Here is a 12,675-nt window from a genome sequence, read left to right as displayed (position 1 = left end):
AAGACTGAAAAAGAAACCTGTAAGACTTCTTTTTCAGTACTACTAATTAAAAGTTAACGACTTGCTTCGCTTTCTCAACGATATCTTTATAGTCCGGAAGCCATACATCTTCAGCTGCAGCAAACGGGTAGACCGTATCCGGAGCGGTTACACGTAATACTGGTGCCTCCAAATGAAGGATTGCACGTTCAGTAATTTCAGCCATAACATTTGCAGCAACTCCAGCTTGTTTTTGAGCTTCTTGTACAACGATCGCACGATTTGTTTTTTCAATCGAAGCAATGATTGTATCAATATCTAGTGGACTCACAGTACGAAGGTCGATAATTTCCGCATCAATACCTTCTTTTTCAAGTTCTTCTGCAGCTTTTAGTGAAGAGTGAACCATTGCACCATATGTAATGATTGAAATGTCTTTCCCTTCACGTTTAACGTCAGCTTTACCAAGTGGAATTGTATATTCTCCTTCAGGCACTTCTCCACGGAAAGAACGATACAATTTCATATGTTCAAGGAATATAACAGGGTCGTTATCACGAATTGCAGAAATTAATAAACCTTTAGCATCATACGGTGTTGAAGGATAAACTACTTTTAGACCTGGAGTTTGAGCAACTAATCCCTCTAAGTTATCTGCATGTAATTCTGGTGTTTTTACCCCGCCCCCTAATGGCGAACGAACTGTAATTGGTGAATGGTACTTACCACCAGAACGATAACGCATACGTGCCATTTGAGCTGCTACCGAGTCAAATACCTCAAATACGAAACCGAAAAATTGAATTTCCATTACAGGACGGAACCCTGTTAAACCTAGTCCAATTGCTAATCCACCGATACCAGATTCAGCTAATGGAGTATCGAATACGCGCTCTTCACCGAACTCAGCTTGTAACCCATCAGTAGCACGGAATACTCCACCGTTTTTTCCGACGTCTTCTCCAAATACGAGAACATTCTCATCTCTTTTCAGCTCATTACGCATTGCATCCGTAATGGCTTGAATCATCGTCATTTGCGCCATGGATTATTTCGACTCCTTTGCTTTGTATTCTTCCATTTGTTCTTGTAAATTGTGTGGAAGTTCTTCGTACATAAATTCAATTAAATCTGTCACCTTTTGTTTAGGAGCAGCATCTGCTTGCTTAATTGCTTCTTTAATATCTTCTTTTGCTTTATCTACCATTTCGTTTTCCATATCCTCAGTCCATAAACCTTTTCCTTCTAGGAATTTACGGAAACGAACTAATGGATCTTTCTTTTCCCACTCGTCATCTTGATCACTTGTACGGTAACGAGTTGGATCATCACCAGCCATTGTATGCGGTCCATAACGGTAGCACATTGTTTCAATTAGAGTCGGAACTCCTTCGTTAATCGCGCGTTCACGAGCTTGTGACGTAGCAGCATAAACTGCTAAAATGTCCATTCCATCTACTTGAATGCCTTCAATTCCAGCAGCAACTGCTTTTTGTGCAATTGTCTTTGCAGCAGATTGCTTTTCAACAGGTACCGAAATTGCAAAGCGGTTATTTTGTACAACAAAAATTGCAGGGGCTTGGAAGGCACCAGCAAAGTTCATTCCTTCGTAGAAATCCCCTTGAGATGCACCGCCATCACCAGTATAAGTGATCGCTACATTCTTTTTACCTTTACGTTTTAGTCCAAGAGCGACACCTGCTGTTTGAACGATTTGTGCACCGATAATAATTTGAGGCATTAACACGTTAACACCTTCAGGGAATCTTCCACCTTCATAATGCCCGCGTGAATATAAGAAAGCTTTATATAACGGGAAGCCGTGGAATACCATTTGAGGCATATCACGATATCCAGGAAGGATCCAATCTTCCTTATCTAAGGCATATTGTGAACCTAACATTGAAGCCTCTTGTCCTGACACAGGTGCATAAAACCCTAAACGCCCTTGACGATTTAATGAGATAGCACGCTGATCCCAAATACGTGTATAGACCATACGACGCATCATTTCTTGAAGTTGCTCATCAGAAAGTTCTGGCATAGCAGCCTCGTTAACAACCTTACCTTCTTCATTTAAGATTTGAAACATTTCAAACTGGTCTTCAATTTGTTTTACTACTGTTTTTGTACTCAAGTTCTTCACCTCTTCCTTTCTAATAAAAAGCCGTTAAGGCATATTTTGTGATCAAATTTTGCTATCCCAAGCCTTGAATCTAATTGTATTTAAAAATCTAAAAACTAACATGAATACCCACTATTAGGATACCCATTTTAACTTGATTCCAATACACTGTTTCCAACGCTAGTTATAAGCAAATTACCATTTCTTTTTTAGTTAAGTTTTTTAGGTTTTAAATAATTAAAAAACATAGTCTATTCAAGTTTAGGTTTGTAAATATGTAATATATTGAATACCCTATGTTGTTCTAGCTTAACCAAAAATTTTAGATAACTTAAAATCTGTACTAGTTTTATAGAAAATAAACTAATACAATTTCTCTTTCAGGCTATAGTCTACATCACAAAGTTTTCTCCCGTCAATCCTTTTGCTTAACAATTTTTAAAAAGATAAATTAAAAGGTATTCACATATAACAAAAACATCTGTGTTATATAATAACGATAAACTGATTAGTACAGATTTAACATCCTTTGTCATAGAACTCCTAAAAAACTCTTCCTAGTAAAGGGGTAATAATGAGGACCAAAGTTTACAGGTACTATTCAGAGTAAATATCTTGAGAAAACTACCCACAAAAAAAAAGGAAATGCCATAAAACGGACACTTCCTTCTTTTCGTTAATCTACAAATGTAATATCTAATTCGGCCAGCGTATAAAATTCTTTTTTCTCTTCATTGTAATCCTCAGTGTATTTATTAAATACATCTTTGGCTTCCATTACTCTTTCATACGCTTCATTGATTTCATCAATTTTTTCTTGTAATTCATCAATGGTTAAGTCTTCTTGTTGTAACATTGTATATAACTCTTCGTCTAAACTAAGTGCCATATCATACTCATTGTATAGCACCTGATAGCTTTCATATCTTTTGGTCATTGTTTCCTTTAACTGGAGAGCGAAATTTTTAAGTTCCTCGTCTTTCAATTCTTCAATTTCAGGTTCAATTTTTAAAAATTCTTCAAACCCTGCTTCAATACTCATTTTTTCTTTGTCCATTAATTGCTTTCTTTCTTGTACAATAGCAATAGCCTGTTGTGAAAGGTCTACAATTTCTTCGTATTCAGACATACCCAATTTAATGATTTGTTCATACAGTTCATGCTCTTTCTTTTCAGCTACAATAAGCGGTTCTTGTTGTTGTTCAAAAACTTCTTCTAGTACAACCGCTTTTTCCATATGGGTGTACATATTTTCTGCTGGATTGTTTCCACAGGCAGCGAGGAACATCACCATTGTCATACTTAAAATCAAACCAAAATGCTTCAGTTTCAAACTGAAAACCTCCTATCCCCATAATCCCAATAATACATCTTCATTAATAAAAACACTATACGAAAACACCTCAGTTGACAATATTTATTTCAACGCGCTTGTACTTTTATAGGTAGTATATTGAGTTTGAAGAAATATAGTACTTCAAACTACATGAAAAATTTAATAATGAAAATTGGGTATATGACCAAACACGATTATATTGGCCTGCATAGGTTATTAGTGAGTCGCAAGAAAGCGATGCATTTTTAAAAGGAGGTCATATAAAATGTACGGACACGGATTCGGATGCTATGATCCTTGTGGATATGGTTATGGACCACAAGTTGCAGGTGCTTATGCTGCACCAGTACACGGCTATGGACGCGGAAGAGGCTTCGCTTTAATCGTTGTTCTCTTCATTCTATTAATTATCGTTGGTGCGTCTAAATACGGCTGCTAATATTTTTATAAAAAAACGGAAGTCAATAATGACTTCCGTTTTTTCCGTTTTACCTTTTTGGTATACTATAAGTACGAAATAATATATGTTTATTAAGATACATATGTAAATGCAAATAAAGGGGTTGTAAGAAGAAATGATCACGATGAAAGATGTTATACGGGAAGGGCACCCTGTTTTAAGACAAATAGCAAAAGATGTACCACTTCCACCATCAAAGGAAGACAAAGAAACTTTAGAAGGAATGCTTCAATTTGTTATTAACAGTCAAGACCCTGAAATAGCCGAACGTTATAATTTAAGACCTGGAATCGGTATTGCTGCACCGCAAATTGGAATTAGTAAACGAATGATCGCTGTTCATGTATATGACGAAAATGAGGAATTAGTAAGTTGCGGGATGTTTAATCCGAAAATTATAAGCCACTCAGTTGAACTAAATCACTTAGAGAATGGTGAAGGTTGTCTTTCTGTTGATCGAGACGTTCCTGGACTCGTCCCACGATACTCTAGGATAACGGTAAAAGGTACTACACTTGAGGGTGAAGAAGTTACAATGCGTTTGAAAGGACTAGTTTCCATTGTGTTCCAACATGAAATTGATCACTTAAATGGAATTATGTTCTACGACCGTATAGAAGGTTACCAAGATAAATTTACCAAATCACTTCCTAAGCTATAACACAAAGACGTGACTACAAATCGTGTGTCACGTCTTTTTCTAATCGTATTTATCTCAAGAGTCCAACCTTTTGAAGACCAACTAAAATCCCGTCATCGTCTACATGGTTCGTTACTATATTTGCGACATCTTTCACCTCTTCGTGGCCATTCCCCATCGCTACACCCGTACCTACATAAGACAACATCTCTTTATCATTTAAACCATCACCAAAAGCATACGCGTTTTCCACAGGGATACCCATCTGCTTTAAAAGGATTTCAATTCCTTTCGCTTTGGAACCTCCATTGGGTAAGACATCAATCGAATAACGGTGCCACCTGACATAATCAAAGTGGTCATGTCCATGCATGTAAATCTCTTCATGATGATCTTCACAGAAGATTAACGCCTGATATACTTCTTGTGAATGGTAAAAGTCTGGATTGTAGTCAGGTAAGTTCAGCTTTAAGCTGCTAATACATTCATGAATATAAGGGTGCTCTTTATAATTAGAATAGTGATTATTGTTGTCTAAAAAGATCATTGGATGTTCATTTGCCAAGGCGTCCTTCTCTAGTACTTTAAGTTTGTCTGTTTCTAACGGTGATTTAGAAATAACTTCATTGTTAAATATCACATAGGAACCGTTGAAGCTAATATATGTATCAATTCCTAATTCATCCCGCAACTCTGTATACATAAAAGGCGCTCTGCCAGTCGCAATAGCGACATGAACTCCATTTCGTTTCAACTCTTTAATTGCAGCTACTGTTGAACTAGGAATCATTTTGTTATGGTCATATAAAGTTCCGTCAATATCAAAAAAAACAATCTTTTCTTCTCTTCCCTTCATCATTTACATAGCTTCCTCTCTATATTTTTTACTTTTTTATAAACCTTATTGTCGCTCATATACCGTTGCTAAGCGATACTTCGCTCTTATCACTCTGGTCAAAGACCTAAAACAAAAAGCGATAAAGTTTTAATCAAAGTATATTCCAACTTACTCTTATCAGTATGAAGGATTTTAAACTGAGTTTAAAGAAAAAATGTTAATAGCCATTTATTACCTTGAAGTTTTTTTATAAATTTCCACATACTAAGACAAAACAAAATGTTAGGACCGTATATTTATATCACTTCCTAAAAGGAGGCGGATGACATGTTAAAAAAATTGAAACGAAAATTGGTCAAGCACTGTCGAGGAATACTTCCCAAAAAAAGACTTGCGCAAAGCCCACATTAAAACGTATAACTAACAAAGGGAAGATTTTCAAAAAGCTTCCCCTTTTTACATAAAAAATGAATATTATTGAAATAAATTGGCAAAGAAGAATAAATGCATGAAAATCTAACCAATTTAATTTATAATATGATAATAAATAAAAGGTTCAACACTTATTAAAGGAGAGGTATTATGATTTATAAAGTATTCTATCAACCAAGACCCGACCAAGTTCCTGTTCGAGAAAATACAAGATCTTATTATGTTGAAGCGAACAGTGAAAGAGAAGCTCGAAAAAAACTTGCCGACAAAAACATCAGCATCGAATTTGTTCAACAAATATCAGGTGTGTTTCTTGAGTATGAAAAACAAAATCCTAACTTTCAGATAGAACAGGGGTAAGACATGAAACAAGCTAAACCAAATCAAGCATCTGTTTTTGCATTAGGAGGCTTAGGTGAGATCGGCAAGAACACCTATGCAGTCCAATATCAAGATGAAATCATATTAATTGATGCGGGAATTAAATTTCCAGAGGATGAGCTCCTTGGAATAGATTATGTCATTCCCGATTACACATATCTAGTTCGGAATGAAGAAAAAATTAAAGGTCTATTTATAACGCACGGACACGAGGACCACATCGGTGGAATTCCATTTTTAATGCGAGACGTAAATATTCCCATATACGGCGGAAAACTAGCTCTTGGTTTAATCAAAAATAAATTAGAAGAGCACGGACTACTTCGCAAAGTAAAAATGCACGAAATTCATGAAGATCAACCGATTAAATTTGCAAATACATCTGTTGAATTTTTTAGAACCACTCATAGTATCCCTGATGCATATGGAATTGTAGTAAAAACACCAGCTGGTAGCATCGTTCATACTGGTGATTTTAAATTTGATTTTACACCTGTTGGTGAACCAGCCAATTTAACAAAAATGGCCAAAATCGGTGAAGAAGGCGTACTATGCCTCCTTTCAGACAGTACCAATAGTGAGATCCCTGACTTTACCATGTCAGAGCGTAAAGTCGGTGAAAGTATTGACAATATATTTAGAAAAGTAGAGGGGCGCGTTATTTTTGCAACCTTCGCTTCCAATATTCATCGTTTACAACAAGTTGTTGAATCTGCAGTTCAGTACGGTAGAAAAATTGCCGTTTTCGGGAGAAGTATGGAATCGGCTTTAACAATTGGACAAGAGCTTGGTTATATTCGCGCACCTAAAGGTACGTTTATAGAACCATCCCAATTAAATAAACTTCCTGACAACCAAGTAACGATTTTATGTACAGGAAGCCAAGGTGAACCAATGGCTGCATTATCACGAATTGCCTTTGGTACGCATCGACAAATCCAAATTATTCCTGGAGATACGGTTGTATTTTCATCATCTCCAATACCAGGCAATACTTTAAGTGTGAGTAAGACCATTAATCAGCTTTATCGTGTTGGTGCGAATGTCATTCACGGTTCTTTGAGCAATATTCATACTTCTGGTCATGGTGGACAAGAAGAACAAAAGTTAATGCTACGACTCATTAAGCCCCAATACTTCTTACCTATTCACGGGGAGTATCGTATGTTAAAAATGCATACGAAGCTCGCACAAGATTGTGGTGTACCTGAGAAGAACTGCTTTATTATGGATAACGGTGAAGTCCTTTCAATGAATAAAGAAGAAGCCATAATTTCTGGTAAAGTTCCTTCTGGTTCAGTTTATGTAGACGGAAGCGGTATTGGCGATATCGGAAATATTGTTTTGCGGGACCGTCGTATCCTATCGGAAGAAGGATTAGTAGTTGTTGTTGTAAGCTTAAACATGAAAGAATTTAAAGTGTCTGCCGGACCAGATATTATTTCTCGAGGCTTTGTGTATATGCGTGAAGCTGGAGATTTAATACAAGAAGCACAACAAATGCTTGCTAAACACCTTGATGAGGTTATGGATAGAAAAACGACGCAATGGTCTGAAATCAAAAATGAAATAAGTGATATTCTTGGTCCTTTCCTTTACGAGCGTACGAAGAGAAAACCAATGATATTACCTATAATTATGGAAGTATAAAATTCATAATAAAAAGAGTAGCGGCAATAGTTGTATGACCTCTACTCTCTTTATTTTGGTTAAAAGGAACCTCAGATGTTGCTTTAATTTTATTAAAATCGGCGGCGCTCTTCATCTTTCTTTAAACTTATTCTATAATATAAACCGCATTATCCTTCATCTAACAACTGTTTTTCAAAGCGGTCAATATCTCTATCGGCGCCGATAACAATTAATATGTCTCCTCTACAAATTTTTTCATAAGCTTGCGGAGAAACATTGATTTCTTCTTTGCGTTTAATTGCCATAATATTAATCCCATACTTAGCACGAATATCTAGGTCTATTAATGTTTTTCCGTGTATTCTTTCACCGGCAATCAACTCAACTATACTATATTCATCAGAAAGTTCTAAGTAGTCCAAAACATTTTTGGAGACAATATGATGTGCAATGCGAATCCCGATATCTCGCTCTGGATGAACAATTTCATGTGCTCCAATTTTTTCAAGCACTTTTTCATGATAGTCATTTTGTGCTTTTACTGTAATATGCTTAACACCTAATTCATTTAACATTAATGTTGTCAAAATACTTGATTGAATGTCATCGCCGATCGCAACAATTACATGGTCAAAGTTTCGTATACCTAAATTTTTTAAGGCCGTTTCATCCGTGGAATTAGCTACTACTGCATGAGTGACAATGTCTTTAAATTCGTCTACTTTTTCTGGAGAATGATCAATTGCCATAACTTCCATTCCAAGTCTACTCAGCTCTTTACAAATGCTGCCTCCAAATCTTCCTAAACCAATTACAGCAAATTGCTTTTTCATGAAGCCCCTCCTCACTCAAGCCTTATTATTTTATTTTAATTTTATCATAGAAAGAATTTTGAATGCCCCTAAAAAAACAAAGTGCCAGGTACCTCAACCTCAATATAAGGAACCGTTTTATTAGTCCTTCATATCAGTTAGAGGAGAACTGGCACATTGTTGCTAACTGTAAATTGGTTATGAAAATAAACGTGACCAAGTTTGCGGCCCGACAATTCCGTCGATTGTTATACCTTCCCTTCGCTGAAAGTTTCTAACCGCCTGTTCAGTAATTGGGCCGTATAAACCATCTACGGTAACATTTAAAGCACGTTGAACCCTTCTCACATCGGCTCCTCTCATAAATGGTGTTTGCAGAGAGAGTAAACGTGTATAACCGGGATGTTCATTCGGGCTGACACGATCCAACGCTCTCCATGTTTGCGGTCCGACTATACCATCTACAGTAAGATTTTCTCTTCGTTGAAAGTCTCTCACTCTTTGTGCTGTTTCAGGACCATACAATCCATCAACCATCGCTCCCACTTTTTGTTGAACTTCACGTACATCTTCCCCACGCATCATAGGTGTAATATGACGTAACATCCTTCTTGATTCACTTGTAAATATTTCCTCTCGCTCGTCAGGTTCATCTGTTGGTGAGCCGTGTTCAACAATTTCCATATTCTCATCAAAATCTCTTAACGCTCTACGTGTTTGAGGTCCTACAATTCCATCTACAGCTATACCTGCAGCTCGTTGAAAACGAACAACTGCATCAAACGTCTGTGGTCCAAAAATTCCATCGATTGGTCCTGGCTTGAAATTCAATTCATTTAGACGTTCTTGGAGTGCCATAATATCATCCCCTTGATCGCCTCTAGACAAAATCGTACGTTGTCTAGCTCCAGCAACATACGTAGGGGAAGGAATAGCTGAACGGTCAGTTTGACCCGTTCTCTCAGCTAATTGAGAGCGGAATTGCGTCATACTGATTGAAGGGCATGGTTTCCAAGAATACCCAGGAAATTCAATGTGGCCCCACACGTTATCTACAGGTATATTGAGCTCATTCATTAAAAACTGTGTTAGTTCTAAAGCTGCTTCACGTTGTTGAGATGTAGGAGTCTGAGTACGGAAATCTCCGACCATACAAACGCCAACAGCCATTCCATTACTGTTACCTACATGGTAACTAACAACTTCTAGATCATGGCACCAGCTAATAGACCCATCTCGATCTACTACGTAGTGATACCCAATTCCTGGCCAACCTAAATTGTTTACATGGTACCTCGCAAAAGCTTCTGCACTTCCTGAAGTTGTGGCACTATGATGAATAGCAATATTTCTAATAGCACCTCTAGAACGACGACGGTATCTTCTACTCGCGTGTCTCGCTAATGAATTACGCTTGTCTATAATATTCATCAAATCACCTCATTACTTATATATGGTAATAAGTGAAAAATGGTGATATACCCATAGTCATTTTTCTAATATACAGCCTTTTGTTACCTTAGAACTGAAACACAAAACGTAGTTAACCTAAGAATCTCTTAACATTCATACTTCAAATACGAAAAAAGAGCAGGCGAATTTTACACATTCGACTGCTCATAAATAGGTTTATTTATTTATATTTAAGGTTAATCTTCTTTGATTCCTAACACTCGATTAACACGTTTAGTTAACATCTTCATACCACTTCCACCTGCTTGGAAGTGTCGAAGTTGACCTTCGGCATCAAACACATAGTAGGCAGGGACATACTGATTTTCGAACGCATCCGTAATTTTATGTTCGTTATCAACAGCAATTAGTTGTGATATGCCATGCTCCTCAGCTACTTGTTTGATCTGCTCAATATCTGTATCTTTTTCAGAACGTGGCATGTGAATAGCAATTACATTTAACTGGTCCGCATATTTATCACGGAATTCATTAATATTTGGCATCGCATCTTTACAAAGACCGCATGAAACGGACCAAAAGTGAAATAGTGTCGGTTTACTTCCTAGTAATTCTTCTTTACTTATCCCACTGCCGTTTAACCACTCAGTTGCACCGCTTAGGTCAGGCATTGGTGAGCGTAACTTTAGTGCCATCCCTTTCCCTCCTTGATATATTAAAATAGTTGAAAAAGGTCTAACATAAATGCTAGACCTTTATTTTTTTATCATATGTACTTAAATTAAGCGTTTAAAGTTTCTTGTCCTGGTTTCCAGTTTGCTGGACATAGTCCACCCGTTTGTAGTGCTTGAAGTACACGTAACGTTTCATCAACATCACGGCCAATGTTATTGTGGTTAACTACAGAGTACATTAGCTCACCTTCTGGACTAATAATGAATAATCCACGAAGTGCTACACCAGCATCTTCAATTAATACGCCATAATCACGGGAAACTTGGTGATTTGTATCAGCAGCTAATGGATACTTTAATTCACCTAATCCATTGTCATCACGAGAAGTGTTAATCCATGCTTTGTGCGTGTGAATGGTATCAGTAGAAACACCAATTACTTCTGCATCTAAATCTTCAAACTCATCATAACGATCGCTTAGTGCAGTAATTTCTGTCGGGCAAACGAAAGTAAAATCCATTGGATAAAAGAATAGAACGGTCCACTTATCGTTTTTCATATTATCCTCAAGACTAACTTTTCCAAATTCTTTGTCGGGTAAAACAGCTTCCATTTCAAAACGAGGTGCTTGCTTAGCTACCATACGCTTATCTGACATATGTACATACCTCCTAAGTGGTTTTACGTTGAGATTTAAGAGAAGGTTATTTTTATTATATTTAATCTAAATTACTATCATATCCCTTCCTCTTGTCACACTATTGCTATTATACCCACAGTTTAATGAACTAAACTTTAATTTTACGTAAACAATTATTAAAGTTTTTCTACAAAAAACTCTCGGAATACATTTAAAAAATACTCATTTATCTTGTTAAATTTCAAAAAATCTTCTCCTTTTTTCTACACTTATCGTTTTACATTCAAATTTTCTGGGAATAGAATAAGGGGAGGTTTTCTTTAAATAGGTGAACTTCATATCTCGATGAATTTTTACTTAGAATAAACCCGTATAAAAATAAATATAGGAGTGGTTATGTGAATCAGTGGTTTGAAAATATTAATTGGACGTCATTTTTAGAAGGAGGCATAGAGATCCTTGGGCAAGCAGTAATTGCTATCATTGCGTTTATTATCGCTAAGTCTATTGGAAATAAAATAATTAAGACAGGCTTTACAAAGATGCAAGAGCAAAGAGATATATCGTTAGGTCGAGTTAAAACATTAGAAAAGTTAGCATTGAATGCTTTTTCATACGTCCTTATCTTTGTATTTATTACGATTGTAATTAGTATATTCGGGCTTGATGCGACCGGGTTAATTGCGGGTGCTGGTATTATTGGTTTAGCAATTGGTTTTGGTGCTCAAGGCTTGGTTAGTGATGTCGTTACTGGCTTTTTCATTTTATTAGAAAGACAAATTGATGTTGGCGATTACGTAACAGCTTCAGGGTTAGATGGCATTGTGGAGGAGGTTGGATTACGCACAACTTTAATTAGAGGTTTTGACGGGACTTTGCACTTTATTCCTAACCGAAATATCTCAAGTGTTAGTAACCACTCTAGAGGCAATATGCGTGCATTAGTAGATATGAGCATCTCCTACGATGACAATATCGATAAAGCTGTGAAAGTGATGCAAGCAGTATGTGATCGGATTGCAACTGAGGATGAAAGAATTGTAGAAGGGCCTAACGTTGTTGGTGTCCAAAGTTTAGGAGATTCTGATGTTGTTCTTCGTATTGTTGCGAAGACTGTTAATATGGAACAATGGGCAGTTGAACGTACTTTGCGTAAGGAGCTAAAAGAAGCTCTAGATGCAAATGGTATTGAGATTCCATTCCCGCATCAAGTTTATATTGAAAAGAAAAATACTTGAGGCAATTATAAGGGCTCTTTCTCGAAGTTCTTAACTTGGCCTATCAGATGTTTTATTGTCTTGTAAGTAAAGTC

13 protein-coding genes are annotated in these 12,675 nt (G+C 36.6%); 5 read left to right on the top strand and 8 right to left on the bottom strand.

Annotated elements, in window-relative coordinates; genetic code table 11:
- Positions 1-46 precede the first annotated feature (46 nt).
- The 3 genes from AC2VNP_RS17420 to AC2VNP_RS17410 form a co-directional block, all read right to left on the bottom strand.
- On the bottom strand, positions 47-1,024 hold the full coding sequence (locus AC2VNP_RS17420; protein ID WP_486918555.1) for an alpha-ketoacid dehydrogenase subunit beta: 978 nt from the start codon (positions 1,022-1,024) through the stop codon (positions 47-49).
- A 3-nt stretch (positions 1,025-1,027) separates the two neighbouring features.
- Complete coding sequence (pdhA, locus tag AC2VNP_RS17415) at positions 1,028-2,071, bottom strand: pyruvate dehydrogenase (acetyl-transferring) E1 component subunit alpha (protein ID WP_486918879.1); 1,044 nt, start codon at positions 2,069-2,071, stop codon at positions 1,028-1,030.
- Positions 2,072-2,780: 709 nt separating this feature from the next.
- Positions 2,781-3,437 (bottom strand): YkyA family protein, encoded by a 657-nt coding sequence (locus AC2VNP_RS17410; RefSeq protein WP_486918554.1) that lies wholly within the window; start codon positions 3,435-3,437, stop codon positions 2,781-2,783.
- 268 nt (positions 3,438-3,705) lie between these two features.
- Between AC2VNP_RS17410 and AC2VNP_RS17405 the strand changes: the two genes are divergently transcribed.
- Together AC2VNP_RS17405 and def are read left to right on the top strand one after the other, a co-directional pair.
- Positions 3,706-3,879 (top strand): YjcZ family sporulation protein, encoded by a 174-nt coding sequence (locus AC2VNP_RS17405; RefSeq protein ID WP_486918553.1) that lies wholly within the window; start codon positions 3,706-3,708, stop codon positions 3,877-3,879.
- A gap of 136 nt (positions 3,880-4,015) precedes the next feature.
- Entirely contained in the window at positions 4,016-4,561 is a 546-nt protein-coding gene (def, locus tag AC2VNP_RS17400; protein ID WP_486918552.1) for a peptide deformylase, read from the top strand.
- Positions 4,562-4,610: 49 nt separating this feature from the next.
- On the opposite strand, the gene AC2VNP_RS17395 is transcribed toward def, so the two are convergent.
- On the bottom strand, positions 4,611-5,399 hold the full coding sequence (locus AC2VNP_RS17395; protein WP_486918551.1) for a Cof-type HAD-IIB family hydrolase: 789 nt from the start codon (positions 5,397-5,399) through the stop codon (positions 4,611-4,613).
- A gap of 561 nt (positions 5,400-5,960) precedes the next feature.
- Between AC2VNP_RS17395 and AC2VNP_RS17390 the strand changes: the two genes are divergently transcribed.
- Together AC2VNP_RS17390 and rnjA are read left to right on the top strand one after the other, a co-directional pair.
- Positions 5,961-6,170: a DNA-dependent RNA polymerase subunit epsilon gene (locus AC2VNP_RS17390; protein WP_275117760.1), complete on the top strand. Its 210-nt coding sequence runs from the start codon at positions 5,961-5,963 to the stop codon at positions 6,168-6,170.
- 3 nt (positions 6,171-6,173) lie between these two features.
- Positions 6,174-7,841, top strand: a complete 1,668-nt coding sequence (rnjA, locus tag AC2VNP_RS17385; protein ID WP_486918550.1) for a ribonuclease J1 — start codon at positions 6,174-6,176, stop codon at positions 7,839-7,841.
- A gap of 149 nt (positions 7,842-7,990) precedes the next feature.
- On the opposite strand, the gene AC2VNP_RS17380 is transcribed toward rnjA, so the two are convergent.
- The 4 genes from AC2VNP_RS17380 to AC2VNP_RS17365 all read right to left on the bottom strand — a co-directional run bounded on the left by AC2VNP_RS17380 (position 7,991) and on the right by AC2VNP_RS17365 (position 11,381).
- Positions 7,991-8,656 carry a potassium channel family protein gene (locus AC2VNP_RS17380; protein WP_486918549.1) on the bottom strand — a complete coding sequence of 222 codons (666 nt, stop codon included), beginning with the start codon at positions 8,654-8,656 and terminating at the stop codon, positions 7,991-7,993.
- Positions 8,657-8,833: 177 nt separating this feature from the next.
- Entirely contained in the window at positions 8,834-10,066 is a 1,233-nt protein-coding gene (locus AC2VNP_RS17375) for a peptidoglycan-binding protein (RefSeq protein ID WP_486918548.1), read from the bottom strand.
- A 218-nt stretch (positions 10,067-10,284) separates the two neighbouring features.
- Positions 10,285-10,743, bottom strand: coding sequence for a TlpA family protein disulfide reductase (locus AC2VNP_RS17370; protein ID WP_486918547.1), 459 nt, complete (start codon positions 10,741-10,743; stop codon positions 10,285-10,287).
- A gap of 86 nt (positions 10,744-10,829) precedes the next feature.
- The gene (locus tag AC2VNP_RS17365) at positions 10,830-11,381 is read right to left on the bottom strand and encodes a peroxiredoxin (protein WP_486918546.1); all 552 of its coding nucleotides are present in this window, start codon (positions 11,379-11,381) and stop codon (positions 10,830-10,832) included.
- A gap of 380 nt (positions 11,382-11,761) precedes the next feature.
- On the opposite strand from AC2VNP_RS17365, the gene AC2VNP_RS17360 reads away from it, so the two are divergent.
- Complete coding sequence (locus AC2VNP_RS17360) at positions 11,762-12,601, top strand: mechanosensitive ion channel family protein (RefSeq protein WP_486918545.1); 840 nt, start codon at positions 11,762-11,764, stop codon at positions 12,599-12,601.
- Positions 12,602-12,675: the final 74 nt, after the last annotated feature.

The sequence above is a fragment of the Alkalihalobacterium sp. TH-98 genome, assembly GCF_057473385.1.
The sequence above is the reverse complement of the archived record's forward strand: the minus strand, read 5'-3'. Positions and strand labels throughout refer to the sequence as shown.